Origin of the sequence: Paenibacillus sp. AN1007, from assembly GCF_040702995.1 — a bacterium.
Taxonomy (GTDB): domain Bacteria; phylum Bacillota; class Bacilli; order Paenibacillales; family Paenibacillaceae; genus Paenibacillus.
The window spans coordinates 4,277,101-4,300,711 of sequence record NZ_CP159992.1 but is presented as its reverse complement, the minus strand read 5'-3'; the positions used below and the strand labels follow the sequence as shown (position 1 = coordinate 4,300,711).

Sequence of the window (23,611 nt, the reverse complement as noted above, 5' to 3'; positions counted from 1 at the left end):
TAAAGAGGCAGGATATGAATGTACCTTGCAGCTCAAGGTTGATTATGTCTATTCTGCAGTGCAGCAAATCTTTATTATTATAATTCCACTCAGCACGTAACATATAAAAGAGGAATCCACGTAGGATTCCTCTTTTATATGTTGTGGTTATCATAGAAGCCCCTCAGATCTGACTCTCCGCGAGCTGCTGACGGCGATTCCAGATCGTTACGAGGCGAAGCAGAACCCAGCTTATGAACAGCAGCACGGCTCCGGTGCCAAGCAGCATCCATGGCCCAATCATTAACATGCCGGTGGCCTGACCAGCAATCAGGGCAATCAGGGGCAGGACAACAAGACCACCAAGCTGGTACGCTTCCTGAAATCCTCTTACTTTAGCCGAGATCAGCACATTGAGGAGAATAACGGCTAAACTGCATGTAGGGACCACCCAAAGGATCAGAATGATCCAGTTCCAGTTCGGAAACATCAGTGTGCCGAAGATTGGGTACATCAGGACGTTGGCAATGATGCCATAGATGATGAATGTCACCCAGGATAACAATAGTGACGGAATGAGAGCAGCCAGTACTTTACCTTTAAACAGTGTGCTCATACTCATTGGTGTAAACAGTAATGCTTCCAGTGTCTTACGCTCTTTTTCGCCGGCGAAGCTGTTCGCGGTGAGTATGCTGGAAGCCATCACTGGAATGATGAGAAACAAGGGGGCGAACATATACAATCCCAGATAATAGACAAGGCGTTGATTATCTGTGGCCATGGAAGCAAGGGATGGCATCTGTCCGCCTTGGATCACCTTGTCTAACGTTTCGAGAATGACATTTAAATTGCTTATCGAATCCAGATTCATTCTGGATGCTGCCCAGATCAGAGCAGAAGGCATGATAATGCCAATAATCAATGGCACAATCAGCATTGGCAGCCACAGCTGCACGCTGGATGTGACAGAACGGATGTCTTTACGAATGAGTGCACGTATGGCTTGTCGATTATTCATGTGCATTCGCCTCCCTTATCGCAAAATAGATGCTTTCCAGATCATTGCCTTCAATACGTGCCTGATAAACTTGACCATGCTCGGTCAGCTGTCGAAGCAGCAGCGGAATGTGCTCACGAGACGAGAGTTGGTAGATTGCTGTATGCGCTGTAACCGTCTCAGGCGAATATATTCCGGTCTTCCACCCGTTTGGCATATCTGCTTCGACCTCTAGCCGCGGTGCGGATTGATATCGATGAATAATCTCCTGTTCTGTCCCTTTCTCAACAACACGGCCCTTTTCCATAAAAATATAATGATCACACACGGCGGAAAGCTGAGTAAGCACGTGTGAGGAGATGAGAATCGTCAAGTTCAGCTCGGTATTTAACTGACGAATGATACGAAGCACCATCTGGATTCCATCAGGATCAAGACCATTGGTTGGCTCATCGAGAAACAGAATAGAAGGACGGTGCAGCAGCACTCGTGCAAGACCTAAACGTTTCTTCATCCCTGTGCTGTAGGTGCCGACTTTACGGTGCTGGTACTCCTGAACTTCAAGCAGCTGTACCAGTTCATCAATGCGTTCAGCTGCACGTTTTAGCCCAAAGGCATCCGCAAAAAATAGCAGATTATCCCGCCCGCTCATATTTTCGTACAAGCCGCTTTGTTCAGTCAGTGTACCGCAGATCGCCAGCACCTTTTCTGTTTCTATCGAAGTATCCATACCTTGGATGGTAACCTGCCCGTGGTTTGCGCCCAGCACTCCGTTCATGATGCGAATGAGGGTCGTTTTACCCGAGCCGTTAGGACCAATAAGTCCGGTAATGCTGCCCTGCTGAATGGTGAAGCTGACATCCTGCAGCGCTTGCTGTTTCTCGAATTGCTTGGTTATGTTCCGTACTTCAATCATCTATAATCACCGTCCGTTCTGAATTTGATGATTATACGTACAGCATCGTCAGATCGTTCAATGTAAGACTAAAGAAATATACTTTTGCTCCGATAGTCCCGAAATTCTGGTGCATAATTCCCCGGGAAATTTCACCAAATCGGGTCTAAGGTTTGTTTTTTTGACGAGCTATACGAGTTATTCTAGAAAAGAAGGATATCATGGCCGTTTCATTGCTATCGATAATGGAGTAATAGAGTATAGGCCCTTATATACATAATGAGTTCGTCTAACACATTCGTTTATCAGTGTGGATGCAGTAGAACTGAGCTGCTCTAAGTGTTGTGTTTGGACCCAAAGGAAAGGTGAAGTGATTTATGAGTACACCAAACGAATATCGCTTTCAGGTGAACCTGAGCGGAATGATTCAGATTTTATCGAATCATCTATACAGCAGTCCGAAAGTATTTCTGCGTGAGCTTATGCAGAATGCAACGGATGCGATCACGGCACGCAAGGAAGTGGAACCCGGATATCAGGGAGAAGCACGTATTGAGCTGACAGGTACCGGAGATCAATTGACGATGATGGTCGAGGACAATGGAGTCGGACTGACCGAGGCAGATATCCACGAATTCCTGGCGATGATTGGGCAATCCTCGAAGCGTGGTCAGCAGGCGCTGCTCGATGGAGAGACATCGTTTATTGGGCGTTTCGGTATCGGTCTGCTGAGCTGTTTTATGGTTAGTCATGAGATCGTCATGCTGACTCAATCTGTGAAGGGCGGCCCTTCGATGGAGTGGCGCGGAAAACCGGATGGTACATATACGATCAGACAGCTGGACACGCAGTTGTCTCCCGGAACGAGAGTATATCTGCGCTGTATGCCTGAAGCAGCACACTACTTTGAAGCCGATTATGTGAAGGAGGCTTTATTTTATTATGGTGCGCTGCTGCCTTATCCGGTTACGTTGATTCATGACGGGGGGCAGTCGGTTGTAAACAGCGATTCTCCCATCTGGCTTACACGTCCGGAGCTTGCCCGTTCCTGCCGCGCGGAAGTACTTGCCTTTGGTGAACGTCTGCTTGGAGAGAAGTTCCAGGACTTTATCCCGCTGACAACAGCATCGGGACGCACGGGAGGCATTGCTTACGTGCTGCCGCATGCCGTGAATTTGAACGCCAAACGTTCTCACCGGGTGTATCTGAAGCGCATGCTGATTTCGGAGAAAGCCGAGAACATTTTGCCAGAATGGGCCTTCTTTGTAAAATGTCTGATCTGGACCGACGAGTCGGACCGACAGCTTCAAGAGAGCATTTTTATGAGAATGAAAAGCTGGAAGAAGTGCGCTCCGAACTTGGAGACGCCCTGCGGATGGGACTGGCCGAGATGGCTGAACAGCAGACCGAACGTCTGCAGAAACTGATTCGTCTGCATGCCCTCTCGATGAAGGCACTGGCTGTACAAGATCAGGAGTTCTACGCGATGATTCACCGCTGGCTGCCCTTTGAGACAACACGGGGACATCGGGAACTGGGTGAACTGATTGATGAAGGAGAGACGCTGTATTACACGGGCTCCATTGATGAATACCGCCAGATTCACCATGTGGCCTCAGCACAGTCCATGCTGGTCGTGAACGCAGGTTATATCTACGATAAGGAACTGATGGCGATGCTGCCTGTCATTATGAACAATGTACAGACCGAGCGGCTTGAGCCGGATGAAGTATCGATGACGTTCACAGATATTGCACCAGCTGAGCGCAACCAATATTATGATGCATTGCGTCTGGCAGATTCGGCGCTGCAGCGTTTCCGCTGCCGGGCTGAGGTGAAGGGATTCAAGCCAGCCGACCTGCCGGTGCTGTTTACCCTTTCGCAGGAATCATCTACACTGCGTGCACTGGAAAAAGCCAGCGAAGAGAGTACAGACTTATTCTCCTCTGTTCTCGGTTCATTGTCAGCGGGCATTAATTCGGCAGGGTATTCAACGCTGTATCTGAATGTGAACAATCCCATTATTAAACGGGTACTGACTTCACCGGATAATCAGATGACACCGATTGCCATCGAGATGTTGTATGTTAACGCACTGATGATGGGGCATTATGCAATGAATAAACAGGAGCTTGAAGTGTTGAACCAGGGCATTGTACGGTTTATTGATTGGGGTCTAAGCGCAAATACGAATCATGAGGGAGATGCCTGATGAAGACAGAGATGGATTTTGAAGATTTGATGGAAGAGGCCTACCAGCTGCCTAATGGCGCGGCGAAGCTTGGTCTATTGGAGGAAGCAGCGAGAGTAGCCGATGTCAATGGTATGGTCGAAGAGGCGTACGAAGCACGCTCAGAGATTGTGGATGCAGCTACCTTCTGTGGGTATCCGATGAAAGCTTTGATTGCTTTCTCTTGGCAGCTGGGCAAGTTTGATCAGCAGCCAGAGCTTTATGATGAAGAAACGTTATTGTGGTCTTATAAATGGATTCTTGGCAAAATGCCTGATTTTCCGGAAATCTCACGTGAAAAGATCATGGAGCTGCTGGAGGATTTCGGTGCAAGGTTTAAGTCTTATGGGTACAGCGAGCGTTCTTACTGGTACTACCGTTTCCGTATTTTTATGGATTTCGGAGAGCTGGAGGAAGCGGGACGCAGCTATGACAAGTTCAGAACGTTAGACCGCGACTTCATGAGTGACTGCGAGGCGTGTGAGCAGGATGAGATTATGCGTTACTTTATGTTAAAAGGAGACGACGAGAAGGTGCTGGAAGTGGCGCAGCCGATTCTCAAAGGACGCATGAGCTGTGCGGAGATCCCACACCTGACCTTGTCCGAAGTTCTGATGCCGCTGTATCGTCTGGGACGGAAGGATGAGGCAGATAAACATCAGGTTAAAGGATATCGTTTGATCAAAGGTGAGAACGATTTTGTGCAGAGTTTTTCCGAGCAGATGGAGTATCTCACGCTTACGAATCCGGCTAAAGGGATCGATATTCTCGAAGAAACACTGGTGCTCGGAGCCGATCATGAAGACGTGTATGCCAAAATGATGTATTATGCGAAGGCAGCTTCATTATTGCGGCGCTGGACTGAAGAAAAAGACTCAGAAGGGTATCGCCTGCGTCTGCCAGCTTCCTTCCCGTATGAGGGAGATCCGGGAGATCTGCTCAAGCTCGCAGATTATTTTGAGGAATATGCTCAGACTACCGCGGCGAAGTTTGATCAACGTAACGGAAATAATCATGTATCTTCGTTAATTGCATAACCAAAAGGCTTGTTCGTGAAGGGGATTCCCTTTCGAACAAGCCTTTTGGTTGTTTACTGTTACTGCATTTTTATTGGACGGATGCTGCGGCAGGAGTGCTCTCTGTTGTTGGAATCGGCGGGGTAACCTCTGGCTTGCTCTCTGGCGTACCAGCTTCTTCGGATGACTCCTCCGCTGAAGGTTGCGGCTCCTGCTGCTGTTCAGCTCTCAATTCAGCGACGATACGGTCTGTTGGCTGCGTGATTAATGCATACATGATGGCAGCCTGTTCCTGGCGAATCAGTGGTTTGCGTGAAAGGAAGTCCACAGCACCATCCTCCTGGATTTTAACCTCAGGGCCATAGATGCCGAGCTTCACCATCATTTGCACCGCAGGCACAGCCCAGGTATCGGTACTACCTGCAAGTTTGACGTCCTTAAACAGTTCGCTTGGATACTGCAGCTGCAAAGCTCGCCACATCATCGCAGCTGCTTCCTGCCGAACTATAGCTTGATCCGGTTTGAACTGTTTCTCATCTGCACCTGTAATCATGCCCATTTCATAACCAAGCTGAATATAGCCGGCTGCGGCATGGCCTGCCCAGTCAGTATCTGCAGGTGGTGTGGTCTTGCTCGGTTTAAGCCCGCTTAATTTAAGGATATTCTCAATAAATTCAGCTCGGGTTACTGTTGTTTTGGGTTTGAAAGACTGGTTAGCTTCATTCTCCAAGTATCCCAGAGATTGCAAACCATGGATTGCTTGAGCATAAGGACTGTTGTTCGGAACATCCCGGAAGCCGGCAGCTTTTTGCCCTTTTTTAGCATACCCGAAAGGATTGAGGTAAGGTTCCCTCATGTAGGTCGTTCCATCTTCGTATGATTTGAAGGCTGTAAACTGTCCTGTTAATTCATCTTTGAACAGATTGTCCTCCACTTGAATCAGCTTACGTTCGCCCAGAAACGGATCACTAATGCTTAATTGACTGGACGTTTCACCGCCAGCTTGAAGCTTGCTGATGATTGTGCTGATCCGAAGGTCGGCATACAAACCGTTGAAGCGTCTGAGCTCTTCCGCAGATTGTGGTGTGTACTCCTTGAATTGTACGGGTTTAGCATACTGCGGATAGAAATGCTGAATAAAGGCCGAGTAGAGCAGGCTGCGGAGAGCTCCATTCTGATTATAGGTCAGGAAGACACCTGTGTTCTGCTCAGGAATAAAAAATAGATAAGAGCTGTAACCTGACAGGTCGCCTGCTTTGGTAATTACTTTGGAACTGCTTCCTGCCCCAGGAAGCTGAAATGGTGCTTCAAATCCGTAAGCGGTATCCGGCAGCAGCGGGTGAATGGAAGAACGATATTGTTCCATGCTTTTCACGGTTGCGGCTTTCAAAATCTGATGATCATCCTTTTTGCCGTCATTCAGAAAGGCAATCATAAACTTACCGATGTCATCCGCTGTCGACAGCATCCCGCCTTGCGGCATGGGTGTCGGTTCGAGCATATATAGATCAACCGGCTTATGTACGGTATCGTAGCCGGTAGCGAGCTGAGACTTGAACTTTTCGTTCAGCATAAAACTGCTGTTATTCATGCCAAGAGGCTTGAAGATATGCTCCTGCATATAAGATTCAAATGGCTCACCGCTGACGTTTTCCACAATCATGCCGAGCAGCAGAAACGAGAAGTTATCGTACATGTATGCGCTCCCAGGCTTTCGCACAACAGGAGGCATGTGCTTCATTGCGTAATCTTCCATCGATATGTGCTTGCCCGGATCGGTGTGAATATCTTCTAACTGCGGATCACGAATTTCAAATCCCGTGGTATGTGTCAGCAGGTTTTCCACGGTTACCGGAGTGCCGAACGGATTTTCGAATTCAAGGCCTTTTACATAAGTCTGAAAATCAGCTTTCAAATCAACTTTGCCCTGCTCCGCAAGCTGCATTACAGCAGCTGCTGTAAAGGTTTTGGAGACGGAGGCGACACGAAACGCTGTATTTTTCGGATCGACAGGTGTCTTTTTGTCCAGATCGGCATAGCCGTATCCTTTTTCAGCGAGAATCTGACCGTCCTTTACAACGATAACGGAAGCGCCAACGTAATGAGGTTTGGTTTCAGATGATGCGAAGAATTCATCCAGAAATGCAGCGGCAGACTCTGCATTCAGCGCAGCTGGAGGCTTTGAATCGCCAGCTGCTGCAGCGGACTGCGCCTGAACCTGAGGAACCCAGAGACTTAAAGACAGGACAACCGCCAGACATGCGCTGGTAACGGCTGTCCATTTGAAGCGAGAATTTGAATTGAACAAATGCACGTAATCACTCCTTTAGTCATTTTTACCAAAGCAGGAAGCTCACTTGTATTACTGTTTCTGATTGCGATAGGTTTCACGAAAATAAACGCCCAGGTTGATAATCCAGATGATGGACAGCAGTACGATGGGGAATGGGGCAAAGGTAAATAATACGGAATACAGCACCATGGCCGCCATTCCTATGCCAAGAAGCAGATTCATCATCTGAAAGGAACGATACGCTGCACGATAAACAATCCATTTTTCTCCTTCATCCAGCTTTTCAAAGTGATCTTTTTTCATGCTGCGGGAATTCAGGTCGAGTGCACGGTCAGGGAAATACAGATTGTAACGTTTAATGGTCAGGGTCTGCAGTATAACAACGATGATCACAGCAATAAATGAGACTACAAGGTTTCCAAGCATATACAGGTCCGGAGACGAGGACAAGGGGAATTTCCTGTTGGACATATATAATGAAAGGGCAAGCGCGACCCAGGCAAACGAAGCAATGACACTGAACGTGCTGAGCATCATGGCACTCCCCAGTGAACGCTCGGCGGGGGAAACCAGTGAATGGTTGTCACCCATGGAATCCATGTCATCTTCCTCCTCGGGACGAACAGATGGTGTACGAGCTAGGCTGATGCTGTTCCAGATCATCGTAACCAGCACGACAAGCGCAGTGAGGGCAAACAGCAGATCGTAATCATAATAAACGGACAGGGTCCAGTTGAGATCAGAGGGGATTTTGGTGACCATAGCTGAGGTCAGAAATCCGACAACAGCTCCGCCAGCGGCATAAAGCGGAAGACGCATGCGTTTCTTTTTCGATGAGGTATTAGCGGTTTGGTTCATTTTCATCTCCACCTTTCAATTCAAATATTTTTTCAACAGATTCGCCGAACACATGGGCAATTTTCAGTGCCAGAACGACCGAAGGAGAATAATCTCCGCGTTCAATCAGAGCGATCGTTTGACGGGATGCACCGATGAGTTTGGCCAGCTCAGCCTGGGATAAACGGTCTCTGGCACGCAGCTCCCGAACATGATTGTGCAATTCTTCCACGTACTCACCTCCATGGATATAATGTACATGATTATTTTCAAAATGTAAACAATAATATACAAAATGATAATGATTATTTACTTTTCAAACTTGTACTTCGAGTTCAATAGGAGAAAAAAAGAGCCTCGAAGGGCTCTTGAGATTCATGTTTTGCCACAGGTTTTATACGGCTTATGAGGCATCTGCATAGGAGTGGTTCTGCTGCCGTGAGGCCCTGGCTCGAAGCAAGATTCGAAAAAAGTAAAGGGCACCCAATCCGGTGGTCAGGTATAAACCAGCCATTACGTATGAAGGGAGGAGAGCACCCACGGTCAAGCCGATACTTCCCAGCAGAGCAGCGATATTATAGCTGAGTCCATCGGCAGCCAGATAAGCAGCACGATTTGAATCAGGAATGATCCCGGCCAGGAGAACCTGACGCACAGGTGCATACATAAGTTCCCCAATCGTCAGCAGCACAGCAGAAGTGATAAGCAGCCATGCCCAGTTACTGAAAGCCAGGACGACAAATCCTGCTGTATAGAGCATCATTCCTGTTGTTATAATCGTTCTGGAACTAAGGCGGCTGATGCATTTACCGAAGGGAATCGCGATTAAGACAACCAGCACGGTATTGATGATCATGACTAAGCTGAACATGTGAAGACCTGATATATGGAAGCCCAGCAGCTCTCCGGCGAATTCATTTTTTAACCGCACTGCAATGTATTTATCCAACTGAAATTCTAGGGACACGGCAAGAACGGTTGCTGTAAAAAACACCATGAAGCGTTTGTCGTAGACAATACTTTTGTAGGTGTTTAGTGCGTTTTGGGGGAGGACTGTATCATGTCTGTTCTCCATTGTTTCATGAATAAAAAAAATCAGAATCAGCAAAGTTGCGATACTTTCCATACAGACCAGGCTGAACAGCAGAAAACGAAAGGATTCGAATAAAAGCCCACCCAGCAGGGCACCGAAAGTGATGGCTGCGTTGGTTGTCCAGTACTGCAGTCCATAGATGTAATGACGTTCCTGTTCACTGCTTACATCCACAATCATGGCACCTGCAATCGGGGCCGTTATTCCTGAACTGATGCTGCTGAGAAGAAACATGAGACATGTCAATGTCACGGAATTCATCCAGGGTGAGTTGGCAGCTGCCAGCCAGAAGAGGGAAAATACCTGCAGACTTTGAGCGAGGATCATCAGTTTTTTACGACCGATTCGATCGGACCAATATCCTGCGCCAAGTCCGGCTAACATGGAAGCAATAATATTAACGGTCAGCAGGCAGCCCTGCCCATTCGGCACCAATCTGCAAACTCAGATAAATCGCCATAAAGGGAAGAATTGTTTTTTGCGTCAAATCGGTAAAAAAATCAGTCACGATTCGAATCTTGATATTCGGATGCAGATCGGTAAATTTCATAGCTTTCATCTTCTTCCTTCCAGTGTTCAAGTTGATGTTACCGAGTATAATGGAAGAAAACCTGAAGAAAAACTGTATACATAATCGCATGTATTTCGTATTTTATGAACTCTAATATTGAACGGGTTGGGAGTGAAGGGCGGCATATGGATATCTCGGAACATTACATGCAGCTGCGGTTGAAGTTTCAGCATATACAGGACGATCAGGAACTGCATATTACCATCGGCGAACTTGCAGGGCATTTGTGCTGTACGATGCGCAACATGAATCTGATTATGAACAAATTCAAAGAGAACGGTTGGGTGAGTTGGAGCCCGCAGCGTGGACGAGGCAAAAAGTCGGTACTTGTCTTTTGCAAACCAGCGGCCGCGGCTGCTTCGGAACGTTTTGACCAGCTTCTGTATGCCAACAGAATGGAAGATGCCTACGAAATGGCCTCGTCCCTGCCTCCCTTAATCAGAGAGCAGCTGGTCCATAATCTGCAGCATCTATTCGGTTTGCGCTCTAATGAGGGGATGGAAGGCAGAACGGATACGCTGCGGATTCCACAGAACACGCCTTTCAAGACGCTGGACCCCACGCAGACGGCGATGTGGGGAGAAGGTTTTATCATTACTGAAGTTTTCGACCGTTTGGTTCGGTATAATGCGGAGCGACAGCAGTGCGAGCCAAGTCTCGCTGTAGCGTGGGAGAGTGACCGGGAAGGAAGACGGTGGACGTTTCATCTGAACAAAGGCATCCTTTTCCATCATGGTCGCGTTATGGACGCATCAGATGTCAAATTTTCCTTTGATCGCATTATTGAAGATCCGGCGAACCCCAGCAGAGCCATGTTTGCCTCCATCCAATCCATTGAGGCAGTGGACAGCCTGACGGTGCACTTTGTACTGTGTCAACCCAACTTCATGTTCCCTGATCTGCTGAGCAGTCTGTATGCTTCGATTATACCCAGGGATGTACAGATGGAGCCGCTTCGTCCGATTGGAACAGGACCGTATCGCATTACACGTCATGACGCTAATCTGTTAGTACTGGAGGCATTCCCCTCTTACTTCCGGGGACGCGCCTATATTGACCGGGTTGAAGTATGGCAGCTGCCGCACTCTGACTGGCCTGAAAACGCAATTAAGCAGCGTCTGTTCCCAGAGGATACACCTCGTGCTGTCGAGCATGAGATTCAGGGAGGTGTATTTATGACGTTTAATATGCAAAAGGACGGCCCGCATCAAGATCTTTATTTCCGTCAAGCGGTTAGGCTGCTTCTCCAGTCGGATGAGTTAACTGCAGCGTCCGCCAGTCCTCACATCAAGAAAGCTGAAAGTTTGATTCGTGGTCCAATGCGAGAGGTTCGAACGATAGCTCCTTCTGTTGAGAGGGATGCGGTTCAAACGGAATCGGGCAGGTCTGTACTTGAACAGGCAGCGGCGCTGCTGGAACAAAGCTCTTACCAAGGAGAGCATTTACGGGTCTGGGTGGAGGAAGGGGAGCAGATGGAGTCCGATATGGCATGGTTTGCTGAGCGCTGTGCAGCGATTGGATTAAATGTAACCATTGTTCCCGGTGATCCTGTTCATGCGGTCTATCATCATGAACTGCAGCCTTATGAGATCATCTACACGGGAGAAGTATTTGATGAGCATGTGATGCGGAGTTTGATCACGATGTATACATTCGGCAATACATTATTCCTGCTTGCAATGAATGACTACTGGAGAGCAGAACTTGCGCATGAATGCGAGCATATCGTCATGATCCGGGAACCAGCTCTGCGGATGGAAAGATTAATTCAACTGGAGGATCGGCTGATCGAAGAAGCATTGATTTTGCCAGTATACTCTTTCAAAGAAGAACATGCCCATGATGCTTCTCTGCGTAATTATAAAATTGCGGGTTATGGGTTACCCGATCTGCGGCAGCTTTGGATACGAAGAAAGTCAGGATCGTTGACCGCAGAAGAATCCTCGGAGACAGAGACGAGTTATCCGGTGTATATCCCGTTGTGGTAGACAATGATAATCTTCCACAACGAGACATATCTCCTTTACAACGACTGTAGAATTTTTTAGTCCTGCAGTCTGGTGAATAGGATTGGCCGGGCTTTCGGTTCGAGTACAAAAGGGACACACACCGAAGCAGCAGGCAGACCCTCGTTTACCTCAAATGTACAATCCAGGCTCCAACCAAAATGGGACAATGTGACGGAGAACGAGTGACTGCCCTTATACTGCAGTGGCATATCGAGGTTATTTAATCTCATCTGCAAACCTTCATCCGTCTCATGTACAAGGATCTCTCCATATCCGGGATGGTTGTAAGTTCCTGTGTATACGGAGACAGGACAATCAAGGGGCTGAACAGAGGGAGAAGCCTCAGGTTTTGGTTTTTCTTCTTCTGTAAGCTCTACTTGTCCCATGAGTCCCAAAAAGGTTGAGGTCCAGTCAACAGGCTCCATTCCCAGCAGGCAGTCCATAATGTAAAAGGCAGTAGTATACGGAATGACACTTCCGTTGGTATTGCTGAGCACAACGATTCCAATCTGTTCATCCGGCAGGAAGGCCACCTGGGAAGCAAAACCGTCAATAGCTCCGCCGTGATGGATCATGGCGTGTCCGCGGTAAGGTTCAATCATCCACCCAAGCCCGTATGTACTTACAGGCAGCTCTTTGCTGTGGAACGGAGAATCAGAGGCCATCTGTGGAATATGCATTTCGGCCATTTGTTCTTTGGAAATGAGACTGTTCTCCTTCCACACGCCCTGCTGCAGTTGAAACTGAAGCCAAGCTGTCATATCTGTCAAGCAGCTGTTGATGCAGCCGGCGGGACCAATGGCATCGATGGTGCGAAAAGGGATCTGCGTGTGCACTCCCTCGTGATCCATGTATGGTTTGGCGTAGTTGGACAGCTGCTGCATCTCCTTCACCGAAAACAGACTGGAGTTCATTCCGAGCGGGTTCAACAAACGTTCCTGAACAACCTGCTCCCATGAGGTTCCTTTGAGGTGACCAATCAGATAACCGGCGGCCATGTACATCAGGTTTTGATACTGCCATTTGCTGCGGAAGTCCCGATTCGGTTCAAGATAACGCAGGCTGAGCAGCAGCTCTTCTCTCGAACGCGGAGAATTGTACCAAACCATCTCATGTCTTGGCAGACCTGAACGGTGGCATAACATATCCCGGATGGTAAGGCGTTCGGTTGCAACCGGATCGTACATTTGAAAATCAGGCAGGTAAGTTTTAACCGGAGTATCCCAATCAAGGAGCCCTTCATCGACAAGTTGAGCCGCCGCGGCAGCCGTGAACGATTTGGTACTGGAACCGATCGCGAACAAAGTGTCCGGTGTGACCTCCAATCCCGCTTCCAGATCACGATAGCCGTATCCTTTACTCCAGATGACCTGATCCTTGTGAACGACTGCGACGGCTGCACCTACACCTTTCCATTGTTCGAGCTGTCCGGTCATGAATTGATCCAATCCAAGCAGTTTGGTCTGAAGTGATGCCGCTGCATCGGCAGTCGTATTTGTGGTTGTCATATCCATCTCTCCCTAACTATAAATTGATATTTCAGTAAAGAACGAAGTCGATTTAGTCCCCATTCATCGAACAGATAAAAATAAAATTTATGATGCGCACGGCCGATGAACTCGGCAGGTATGCAGCTGCATTCATTATCCCTTTTGTGGAATATATTTTCATCCTCCTCGAGACGGATTCGCCTTAGATTTGCTTCGCTGCCTTATGTTCTCACAGTTTCAATCAATGCTTGTCAAACTAGTCCGCATATATCGAACAAGTCCCTCATAAACATGTACTAATCAAGTAGGGGTTCTGCTGTACGCACAATCCTGAAGTGAAAACATGTGCTAAAGGGGATGATGTCATGCGCCGAATATCATGGATGCTTGCCATGGTATTGGTCTTATCGGCCTTACTTGCCGCCTGCGGGAAGAAGGATGCGGCTGCAGTGGTCAAAGATCTGAACGAAGTCGTTGGAGAGATGGAAAGTTACCAAGGAGCAGGCGTCATGACGCTGCATACCGGAGAAACACCGCAGCAGTATAAGGTTGAGGTATGGCATCAGAAGCCTTCGTATTATCGCATCGCACTGACCAATGCCAAAAAAGATGTAACGCAAATTGTACTTCGTAATGATGAAGGGGTTTTTGTGCTTACTCCGAGTCAGAATAAAAGCTTCCGCTTCCAGAGCGACTGGCCGGATAATCAGGGTCAGGTTTACCTATATGAAACGTTGATTCGAAGCATTACGGGGGATACAACCCGTCAATTTGCGGATGAAAAAGAAAGCTATGTGTTCGATGTTGCTGCCAACTACAATACACATGCGCTGGTCAGACAGAAAATCTGGCTGAACAAAAGTGATTACGCTCCTAAACAAGTGGAGGTATCGGATTCCAATGCCAACGTGGTTGTGGATGTGAAGTTTGACAGCTTCAAGTTCGGTGCCGATTTTGGAAAAGATGCCTTTGATATGCAGCGTAACATGACAGCTGCGGCAGAAGAGGGGAATAAGGCGGGGACCGACGCAGGTGCAGCACCAGCCGAGAAAACGGATGATGCGGGCGAACAATCATCGGCCAATACTCCGAATGCTGCAGGGACGGACGGAGCTGTAAGTGACGGGCAGTCAGGTGTAAGTGAGGGCGCACAGCAGCAAGGAACAGAAGGAACGTCTGGTTCAGAAGGAGCTGCTGGTGAGCCGGGCAGCGAAGAACCGACCTCCGCGGAACCGAAAGAATCCGGAAGCTTTGGTGTCATTCAGCCGACATATGCACCGGAAGGTGTGAAGTTGAAGGATGATCAGATTTTGGAGGAAGCCGGGGATTATTCCGTCCTGCTCCGTTATGAAGGAACGTACAATTACACCATTTATGAAGCAAGGCCTCAGGATCGTGCGGTATCTCTAGCGCCTTCCCGACTAGTCGATCTTGGATTCACAGCAGGTATGATCAGTGGAGATGCTCTCCAGACACTGACTTGGACTTCTGACGGCGTAGAGTATCGAATTACGAGTGCCGATCTGCCTGAGAATGAAATGGTACGTATTGCGACTTCGATGCAGGAAGAGTCAGGCAAATAGAATAGGAGCGCATAGCAGTCTTGTTGTAAGGAATGCTATAGAGCATCGGAGATATCGTTTCTCCGGTGCTTTGTTTATTTTATCGTACAGAAGATCATGCCAAGTTCATTCCAAAAAAGCAAAAAACGCTTCTATGCGGAGGGAACCGGGTAATAAGTCGATGTAAGCAGGTATATCCATTCGCCGGGCAAGCAGGTATTACTGGAATAATATCGCTTAGTGTCCTTCTTCTGTGCATGATTATGGTACACTGCAGACTCCTGCGGCATAAGATCTGAGAAGCAAAACTTTCGTTCATTTGACAGTGACATGCTGTAGCATTACGATGGAGTCTGACATAAGCCGGATTAAGAAGATTGGAGAAGGTGACTTAACGTGCAAGGACAATATAGGCCGACTCAGGCGGAGATTAATCTGGACCATCTGCGAAGCAACGTGACCGCTTTTCGTAAGGCACTGCCTCAAGGTACGAGATTCCTCGCCTGCGTCAAGGCTAACGCCTACGGGCACGGTGCAGTGGAGACTGCCAGAGAACTGGAACGACTGGGTGTGGATTATTTAAGTGTAGCGTTTCTTGATGAAGCTCTTGAACTTCGTCTGCACGGTATTACAAGTCCAATTCTGGTATTGGGATATACGCCGCCTGAAGGAGTCGCTGCAGCATGGCAGCACGATGTGACTATTACCTTGTTCAGCAGAGAAGTGCTTGAGGCGATCAAACAGGTGAAGCCAGGCACCTATGCGAACCCGCTAAAAGTTCACATCAAAATTGACAGCGGTATGGGAAGACTGGGTCTGCTTCCCGGCAAGGAGGCCATTGATTTTATACAAGAGGTGTCCTCGCTTGATCAGGTGATGCTTGAAGGCATGTTTACGCATTATGCCAAAGCAGATGAACGAGACAAGACCTACACACTTGAGCAGTATCGACGGTTCCAGAGTGCTGTTGAGGCACTCCGGGATCAGGGATGTGTCATCCCGATTATACATACGGCGAACAGTGCCGCTGCCATTGATACACCTGAATTATCCTATGATATGGTGCGTGTGGGTATCAGCCTGTACGGACTGTATCCTTCTGCAGAGGTGAATCATCAGGTGGTGAAGCTGCTCCCGGTATTGACACTGAAGACCGAAGCGGTTCTTGTGAAAACACTGCCTCCTCATTGGGGAGTCAGTTATGGAACCCGCTATTTTACGCAGGAAAATGAACGAATAGCGACCTTACCTATCGGTTATGCAGACGGCTTCTCAAGAATGCTGACAGGTAAAGCACAAGTGCTTGTGCGCGGCCGCCGCGTCCCTGTCGTTGGCACGATCTGTATGGACCAGTGTATGGTGTCGCTGCAATCTTTCGCACAAGAGGCGGAAGAAATTCAAGCCGGCGAAGAGGTTGTTCTCATCGGCCATCAGTCTGGTGGTGTGATTACCGCTAGAGAGGTGGCAGACCAGTTAGGTACGATTGACTACGAAGTGATCTGCATGATGGCACATCGTATTCCACGGATTTATACCCGTGGAGGAACGGTAGTCGCCAGGATCAATCCCCTTTTGACAACTTGATTCGTAATTTGGACACGACTTCCAGTAAACTTTTTTTCAGAACAGAAGGAAAACTGTCGCCGCATCGCGAAATATGTACGATATTCGGATTTAAATCCTGAAATGCGATGTTTGGTCTGTACGAATAATGTTTCCCGTGTTTATAATGGAGTACAGCATACTTGATATACGCGGGGCATATATATTCCTTTGTATAAAAGTTCTGGAAAAGCGTAATACTGGTTCACAATGGCGAAAGGTTTGTGGGGGTGGAAGAAAGGTGGCCAACTTGCAGAACACCAAGCGGATTATGATCAGTTTGCCTGATTATCTTTTGCAGGAAGTGGATGGCATCGTAGCGCTGGAGAATTCCAACCGCAGCGAATTGATTAGGCAGGCGATGAAGCTGTACTTGACGGAGCGGAAGAAACGTTATATCCGTGAATCGATGCAGCGAGGGTACATGGAGATGGCGAAAATCAATCTGACCATGGCATCCGAAGCCTTTCACGCGGAGGAAGATGCGGACAGCACTCTGGACCGCTTAGTTAGCGGGGTGTAGACAGTGATCGTAAAACGTGGTGACGTTTTTTTTGCGGATCTTTCTCCCGTTGTCGGTTCCGAGCAAGGTGGAGTCAGGCCGGTTCTGGTGATTCAGAACGATATCGGCAACCGGTTCAGTCCAACCTGTATTGTGGCGGCCATTACCGCCCAGATTCAGAAGGCAAAGCTGCCGACGCATGTCGAGATTGATGCGGCTGCGCACGGCTTTGACAGGGACTCGGTGATTTTGCTCGAACAGATTCGGACGATTGATAAGCAGAGGCTGACAGACAAGATTACCCATTTGGATGAGGAGACCATGAAACTGGTCAACGAAGCCTTGCAGATCAGCCTGGGCTTAATCGATTTTTAAGGCAGCAGGAACAGCAAGTTTGTGTTTATCTGCCTGTTCGTTGACAACGGTCGTTCCTGTAAGGAACACACAATTTCAGAATGTAATCAGGAGAGCGTGCGATACCTTTGAAGGTATTGTGCGCTCTTTTGATTAAGACTTGGTGAAAGCGTAGAACAATGTTGATCTTTTCGCTATAATGAAACCTGAGAAACCGTTTACCCGCTAGACCTATATAGATAGATGGAGGAGACATATGAGCATTTACATCAATCAAGAGAAACTTCAGTTTCATTTACAGACCCGCGAGGCGAGTTATGTGTTTCAAGTGCTGCCTTCGGGATATTTGGTGCATTTGTATTATGGCAAAAAACTGCGTGATACCGACCTGAGCTGGCTTCATGTTCGGACCGAAAGAGCATCTTTCAGCCCGAATCCGGTGCCTGAGGATCGAACGATCTCTTTCGACACTCTGCCAGTGGAACTTCCGGTCTATGGTACGAGTGATTTCCGCAACCCCGCCATTCAGCTGGAACTGGAGAATGGCTCAACGGTATCCGAGTTTACGTATATAGGCCATCGATTGGTCAAAGGGAAAGAAGGATTAGCTGGCCTCCCGGCAACGTACGTAGAATCCGAGGATGAAGCGGACACGTTAGTGATCGAAATGCAGGATAAGGTATCCGGCGTAAAAATCGAGCTTACCTATACCGCGTTTGCAGCTTTTAATGCAATCACACGGTCCATGCGGATCATTAATGAGAGCGCTAACGTTGTAAATGTGCTGCGTGCCCTCAGCTCTTCAGTAGATCTGCCGCATGCGGATTACGAGCTGCTGCAGCTGTCAGGTGCCTGGACACGTGAACGTGACATCGTTCGCCGTCCACTCGCTTCCGGATTGCAGGGCATCGAGAGCCGCCGCGGCTCCAGCAGTCATCAGCAGAATCCATTTATTGCGCTCATGACACCAGGAACGGATGAAGATCAAGGAGAAGTGTATGGATTCAGTCTGGTATATAGCGGCAGCTTTACTGCACAGGCTGAAGTGGATCAATTCTATACGACGCGTGTATCGGTAGGTATCAATCCGTTTGAATTCAGCTGGAAGCTGGAGCCGCAGGAGTCATTCCAGACACCTGAGACGGTTATGGTCTACTCAGATGCAGGTCTGGATGGCATGTCTCAATCTTACCATGAGCTGTACCGTGAACGTCTGGCGCGCGGACAATTCCGCAATGCGGAGCGTCCTGTGCTGGTTAACAACTGGGAAGCGACGTATTTCGGCTTTAACGCGGACAAGATTGAGCAGATTGCTCGCGCCGGGCAGAAGCTGGGCATTGAATTGTTTGTGCTGGATGACGGCTGGTTCGGTCATCGGGATAGTGACAATTCATCTCTGGGTGACTGGATTGTGGACAAAAACAAACTGCCGCAGGGACTGGATGACTTGGCTAACCGTGTCACAGGTCTGGACATGCAGTTTGGATTATGGTTCGAACCGGAGATGATCTCCCCGGATAGTGAACTGTATCGTGCACATTCAGACTGGTGTCTGCATGTACCGGATCGCCGCCGAACGGAAGGAAGACAGCAGCTTGTGCTGGACTTCTCCCGTCAGGATGTACGTGATGAGATCGTTCGTATGCTGTCTGATGTTCTGAGCTCGGCACCAATTACTTACGTGAAGTGGGATATGAACCGAAACATGACAGAGGTTGGTTCTGCGCTGCTCCCGGCTGACAGACAGCGAGAAACGGCGCACCGCTATATGCTTGGACTATACGAAGTGATGGAGCGCATCGTTACCTCCTTCCCACATATTTTGTTCGAAAGCTGCTCGGGTGGTGGCGGACGTTTTGACCCGGGGATGCTGTATTACATGCCTCAGGCATGGACCAGCGATAACACGGATGCGATTTCCCGTTTGCGTATTCAATATGGTACCAGTCTTGTGTACCCTGTAAGTTCAATGGGTTCACATATTTCGGCTGTACCTAACCACCAGGTGAACCGTATTACTTCTCTGGAGATCCGCGGCCATGTTGCCATGTCGGGCAACTTCGGATATGAGCTGGATCTGACCAAGTTCACAGACGAAGAGAATGCGATTGTAAAAGCACAGGTCGAGCTGTACAAGGAAATTCGGAGCACCGTGCAGTACGGTACATTCCGCCGTCTGCTCAGTCCATTCGAGGGCAACGAGACGGCATGGATGTTCACTGCGCCAGATGGCAGTGAAGTGATTGTATTTTACTTCCGTGTACTCTCTGAACCGAACGCACCGCTTCAGCGCCTGAAGCTGAAGGGGCTTGATCCCAATGCGGATTATCGTCTGAAAGGCGGTTCAGAGACGTTTACAGGTGATGCCCTGATGTACGGCGGGATTGCTGTAGGCAGCGAGTCCGGAGACTATCTGAGCGAAATGTTCCGGTTTGAGCGGGTGTAAATAAGTTGAACTAAGGATTTTACACCATCCACTCCGATGACAGAATAACCTTCCATTCGCTGTTATCCCCAGATTTTTTGATTCCCTTTTCCAAAGGGGAAAATCCGGTGATAAGTGTATGCTTCCGATGCGGCTTCCTCGCAGAAAGCTTTTAGGCAAATGCTTCGCTTTTCCAGGTTTATTCTGTCCTCTCCGTTAACGTGTAAAAGAAACATTCAACTTATTTAGAGGAATTGGATTAAATTTGTATGATGAAGAAGAGCGAGGATGTCATGATGACGTTCTCGGTCTTTTTTTTCGTCCAACGGGGAAGGATGTTTAGGAGTGCAATAACGCAAGCGGCAAGCATGACAGAGGAATGATAGAAATTTCAACGTGATTTTGTGATAATATAGAGTGGAGTGTTATGAAAGCTCGAAAAGCTAGTGATCAACTTCGGATGATCGACCATACTGTTATTATGCAGCACAGCTGCCCTGAAATGAGTATCACGAACAATTCAGGAAGGAAAGAGGGATTTATTTGTCTGAACAGGAAACGGTTCTGGAACCCAATGAAGAAACATTAAAGGCGGAACGCCAAGAACGAATCATCAAACAGGTAGCCAAGGAACTGTCACTGTCCTTGAAGCAGATTCGCACCACATCGGAGCTTCTGGACGAAGGCAATACGATTCCATTTATCGCCCGCTACCGTAAAGAAATGACTGGAGAACTGGATGAGAACCAGCTGCGCCAGATTGAAGAGCGTCTTGTGTATTTGCGCAATCTGGAAGATCGCAAGCTGGAAGTTATCCGTATTATAGAGGAACAGGGCAAGCTGACGAAAGAGCTGGAAAAATCCATTACCCAGGCGGTTAAACTGCAGGAAGTCGAGGACTTGTATCGTCCTTATCGTCAGAAACGGAAGACGCGTGCCAGTGCGGCCAAGGAGAAAGGTCTGGAGCCGCTTGCTGCATGGATCTGGGAACAGCCGAAACAGGGGGATGCACTTCAGGAGGCTGCACGTTACATTAATGCAGAACTGGGAGTAGAGGATGCAGAGTCAGCCCTGCAGGGTGCCAAGGATATTCTGGCTGAAAATATTGCTGATGATGCAGCCATTCGTGCCTGGATTCGCAGATATACACTGGATCACGGCATGCTGACTTCAGAAGCCAAGGATACCGAGCAGGAGTCAGTGTACGAGAATTATTACAGTTATCGTGAGTTGGCCAAAAAAATGCCGCCGCACCGTATTCTTGCGATTAACCGCGGAGAACGCGAAGGCATTCTCAAGGTCGGACTGGACGTTCAAGCCGAGCCTGCTCACCGCCATATGGAAGGGCAGATTATTCGAGGCGCTTCTGTAGTGCAGGAGATTCTGCGTTCTGTCGTTGAAGATGCGTACAAACGACTGATTGCCCCGTCCATTGAACGTGAAGTGCGTGCCGAGTTGACGGAAAAAGGGGAAACTCAGGCGATTTCGGTATTCTCTGCGAATCTGCGCAACCTGCTGTTACAGCCGCCGATTCATGGCAAACGGGTACTGGGTGTCGATCCAGCCTACCGTACAGGCTGTAAACTGGCCGTTGTCGACGATACAGGCAAGCTGCTCGAAGTCGCTGTAACTTACCCGACACCTCCACATAACAAGAAACGTGAAGCGGCTGAAGTATTCCACCGGATGATCAAGCAGTACGATATCGGATTGATCGTTATCGGTAACGGAACGGGTTCACGTGAAACAGAACAGTTTGTAGCCGAAATTATTCAGGAGAATGGAGACGAGAGTCTGGTCTACCTGATTGTTAACGAGGCCGGTGCGAGTGTGTACTCTGCATCCAAGCTTGCTCAGGAAGAGTTTCCGGATCTGGATGTCGCCGAGCGAAGTGCGGCTTCCATAGCTCGCCGGGTACAGGACCCGCTGGCTGAACTTGTTAAAATTGATCCCAAGGCGATTGGCGTCGGCCAATATCAGCATGACGTATCGCAAAAGGTACTGGAAGAGAGTCTGAAGGCTGTCGTGGAATCAGCAGTTAACCATGTTGGTGTGGATGTCAATACGGCTTCGCCTTCCTTGTTATCTTATGTAGCCGGCGTTAATGCCACCATTGCCAAGAACATCGTTAAATATCGCGAAGAAAATGGGCGTTTCACGAATCGCCGTCAGCTGCAGAAGGTGCCTCGCCTGGGGGCCAAAACGTATGAACAATGCGTAGGTTTTATGCGCATCTCCGAGGGCGAGAATCCGCTGGATCGTACGCCAATTCACCCTGAATCGTATAAGGTTGTAGATAAGCTGTTCAAGGAACTTCAGGTTGAACTGGACAAGCTTGGAAGCAAAGAACTGGCTGTCCTTCTGTCTGAGCAGCAGACAGAGCAGCTGGCTGTGAAACTGGATGTGGGTGTGCCGACACTGCGCGACATTCTGGACAGCTTGCAGCGTCCAGGGCGTGACCCGCGCGAAGAGATGCCGCTGCCTATTTTCCGCACAGATGTACTCAAGATTGAAGATCTGGTGGAAGGAATGGAACTGCAGGGTACGGTTCGTAACGTTATTGACTTCGGTGCCTTTGTGGACATCGGGATCAAGAGTGACGGGCTTGTCCACATTTCCCAACTGAGTAACGGGTATGTCAAACATCCGATGGATGTTGTCTCCGTTGGTGATAATGTGACCGTATGGGTGATGAATGTAGATACCAAGAAAGGCCGTGTCGGCCTGACGATGAAAAAGCCTTCCTCTGTTAACTAATTATCAGCTCGACTGCATGACCAGATGTGAAGCTTAGGTTTGACAGGGCGTGCTTATGTACAGTACAAAGTAACTTGTGTAGAGTATGTGCGCGTTACAGCATACTGTTGTAAAGTGACTTGTGTAGAGCATATATCTGTAAAGAGGCTGCTGTCAGCGCCTGCATGTGCAGATTCGTACGTGTAAGGCTGTATGGTTAGAACTGCAGTTGTGGGTACAGCCTTCCCGGATCGGGAAGGCTGTTTGCTGTTAAGTATTGTTGTTTGCAGTACGCTGGTGATTTTTGGGTAAGTAAGGCCAATCGGGAGAAGGCCGTCTGCATTCCGTTATACACGGCCTAAATTTCGTTCTCTATACTGCGCGATGAACCGTTGGAAGGTTTGTTGCGATAAAAGTACCAGCATTCGTTCAGCAGTTTGATCTGACGGCTGTCCTTTTTGTGAAACGCTCGCATGAGCTGGTTGCAGAGCCATTGAGGCAAAGAAATCTCCTCCTTTTGCATATTTCATCTGTACGTTAGCATATGTTGCAGCAGCCTGGACTGTGCGAGATTACTCAAAGTCAACCGAAAATGGTCGGGGGATGCTGAACCAGAGCGAATTGGATGCTGTTCTTTTGGCGACTAACCAAAGCTGCTGGTCTGAATTAAGGGCGTATTGCGGCGGACCAAGTGCTGGCGATTCTCAAGGACGTTAAATACTGTATTTTCGACCTTTTGAAATTCTAACGATCTCTAGTGATGTTATTTTGGTGTAAATGAGCTGGAACCAGAGAAGAGGCCGGATTGTTTACGAAATAAGGTTTCTCCTGATCGTTAGGATGGAAATGAGCGAAATGTGGGGCGAATAAGATCCATACGGATGATCGTTAGCCTGAAGTTAGCTTAAAGGGGCACATTCACAGGGGTAAAGTCAGAAAAAAAGCGCATCACCCGGCTTGCGGGTGGCGCGCTTCTTCATTTGAATTTCTACATTTTAGCCGGCCGATCTTAAGGAGAAT

General features: G+C 48.4%; 17 protein-coding genes and 1 pseudogene. 9 read left to right on the top strand and 9 right to left on the bottom strand.

Annotated elements, in window-relative coordinates:
* Positions 1 to 163: 163 nt before the first annotated feature.
* Together ABXS70_RS19450 and ABXS70_RS19445 are read right to left on the bottom strand one after the other, a co-directional pair.
* Positions 164 to 997, bottom strand: a complete 834-nt coding sequence (locus ABXS70_RS19450) for an ABC transporter permease subunit (protein ID WP_342554690.1) — start codon at positions 995 to 997, stop codon at positions 164 to 166.
* Positions 990 to 1,892, bottom strand: a complete 903-nt coding sequence (locus tag ABXS70_RS19445; protein WP_366290114.1) for an ABC transporter ATP-binding protein — start codon at positions 1,890 to 1,892, stop codon at positions 990 to 992. The genes ABXS70_RS19450 and ABXS70_RS19445 overlap by 8 nt, the downstream gene beginning before the upstream one ends.
* Before the next feature lie 356 nt (positions 1,893 to 2,248).
* On the opposite strand from ABXS70_RS19445, the pseudogene ABXS70_RS19440 reads away from it, so the two are divergent.
* Positions 2,249 to 4,083: pseudogene (locus tag ABXS70_RS19440) on the top strand (HSP90 family protein).
* Positions 4,083 to 5,138, top strand: a complete 1,056-nt coding sequence (locus ABXS70_RS19435; RefSeq protein WP_342554693.1) for a hypothetical protein — start codon at positions 4,083 to 4,085, stop codon at positions 5,136 to 5,138. Before ABXS70_RS19440 ends, ABXS70_RS19435 begins: the two are co-directional and overlap by 1 nt.
* Before the next feature lie 70 nt (positions 5,139 to 5,208).
* On the opposite strand, the gene ABXS70_RS19430 is transcribed toward ABXS70_RS19435, so the two are convergent.
* From ABXS70_RS19430 to ABXS70_RS19410, 5 genes are all read right to left on the bottom strand, one after another.
* Entirely contained in the window at positions 5,209 to 7,425 is a 2,217-nt protein-coding gene (locus ABXS70_RS19430; protein ID WP_366290111.1) for a serine hydrolase, read from the bottom strand.
* A gap of 54 nt (positions 7,426 to 7,479) precedes the next feature.
* Entirely contained in the window at positions 7,480 to 8,268 is a 789-nt protein-coding gene (locus ABXS70_RS19425) for a DUF3169 family protein (RefSeq protein WP_342554695.1), read from the bottom strand.
* Positions 8,252 to 8,479 carry a helix-turn-helix transcriptional regulator gene (locus ABXS70_RS19420; protein ID WP_342554696.1) on the bottom strand — a complete coding sequence of 76 codons (228 nt, stop codon included), beginning with the start codon at positions 8,477 to 8,479 and terminating at the stop codon, positions 8,252 to 8,254. Before ABXS70_RS19420 ends, ABXS70_RS19425 begins: the two co-directional genes overlap by 17 nt.
* A 171-nt stretch (positions 8,480 to 8,650) precedes the next feature.
* Positions 8,651 to 9,772 (bottom strand): MFS transporter, encoded by a 1,122-nt coding sequence (locus ABXS70_RS19415; RefSeq protein ID WP_366290107.1) that lies wholly within the window; start codon positions 9,770 to 9,772, stop codon positions 8,651 to 8,653.
* Positions 9,738 to 9,899, bottom strand: a complete 162-nt coding sequence (locus ABXS70_RS19410; RefSeq protein ID WP_366290104.1) for a hypothetical protein — start codon at positions 9,897 to 9,899, stop codon at positions 9,738 to 9,740. Before ABXS70_RS19410 ends, ABXS70_RS19415 begins: the two co-directional genes overlap by 35 nt.
* A gap of 137 nt (positions 9,900 to 10,036) precedes the next feature.
* Between ABXS70_RS19410 and ABXS70_RS19405 the strand changes: the two genes are divergently transcribed.
* A complete protein-coding gene (locus ABXS70_RS19405) occupies positions 10,037 to 11,899 on the top strand; it encodes an ABC transporter substrate-binding protein (protein ID WP_366290101.1) in 1,863 nt (620 codons plus the stop codon).
* Positions 11,900 to 11,955: 56 nt separating this feature from the next.
* Here the strand turns inward: ABXS70_RS19405 and ABXS70_RS19400 are convergent, their stop codons facing one another.
* Positions 11,956 to 13,428, bottom strand: a complete 1,473-nt coding sequence (locus tag ABXS70_RS19400; RefSeq protein ID WP_366290098.1) for a serine hydrolase — start codon at positions 13,426 to 13,428, stop codon at positions 11,956 to 11,958.
* A 347-nt stretch (positions 13,429 to 13,775) separates the two neighbouring features.
* Between ABXS70_RS19400 and ABXS70_RS19395 the strand changes: the two genes are divergently transcribed.
* The 6 genes from ABXS70_RS19395 to ABXS70_RS19370 all read left to right on the top strand — a co-directional run bounded on the left by ABXS70_RS19395 (position 13,776) and on the right by ABXS70_RS19370 (position 22,612).
* A complete protein-coding gene (locus ABXS70_RS19395; protein ID WP_366290095.1) occupies positions 13,776 to 14,993 on the top strand; it encodes a DUF4367 domain-containing protein in 1,218 nt (405 codons plus the stop codon).
* A 375-nt stretch (positions 14,994 to 15,368) separates the two neighbouring features.
* Positions 15,369 to 16,556 (top strand): alanine racemase, encoded by a 1,188-nt coding sequence (gene alr, locus ABXS70_RS19390; protein ID WP_366290092.1) that lies wholly within the window; start codon positions 15,369 to 15,371, stop codon positions 16,554 to 16,556.
* A 259-nt stretch (positions 16,557 to 16,815) separates the two neighbouring features.
* Complete coding sequence (locus tag ABXS70_RS19385; RefSeq protein WP_024630715.1) at positions 16,816 to 17,097, top strand: ribbon-helix-helix protein, CopG family; 282 nt, start codon at positions 16,816 to 16,818, stop codon at positions 17,095 to 17,097.
* A gap of 3 nt (positions 17,098 to 17,100) precedes the next feature.
* Positions 17,101 to 17,451 carry a type II toxin-antitoxin system PemK/MazF family toxin gene (locus tag ABXS70_RS19380; RefSeq protein WP_024630714.1) on the top strand — a complete coding sequence of 117 codons (351 nt, stop codon included), beginning with the start codon at positions 17,101 to 17,103 and terminating at the stop codon, positions 17,449 to 17,451.
* A gap of 235 nt (positions 17,452 to 17,686) precedes the next feature.
* A complete protein-coding gene (locus ABXS70_RS19375; protein ID WP_366290088.1) occupies positions 17,687 to 19,876 on the top strand; it encodes an alpha-galactosidase in 2,190 nt (729 codons plus the stop codon).
* 522 nt (positions 19,877 to 20,398) lie between these two features.
* Positions 20,399 to 22,612, top strand: a complete 2,214-nt coding sequence (locus ABXS70_RS19370; RefSeq protein WP_366290085.1) for a Tex family protein — start codon at positions 20,399 to 20,401, stop codon at positions 22,610 to 22,612.
* Between the two features lie 337 nt (positions 22,613 to 22,949).
* Here the strand turns inward: ABXS70_RS19370 and cmpA are convergent, their stop codons facing one another.
* Positions 22,950 to 23,093 (bottom strand): cortex morphogenetic protein CmpA, encoded by a 144-nt coding sequence (cmpA, locus tag ABXS70_RS19365; protein ID WP_342554704.1) that lies wholly within the window; start codon positions 23,091 to 23,093, stop codon positions 22,950 to 22,952.
* Between the last annotated feature and the right edge of the window lie 518 nt (positions 23,094 to 23,611).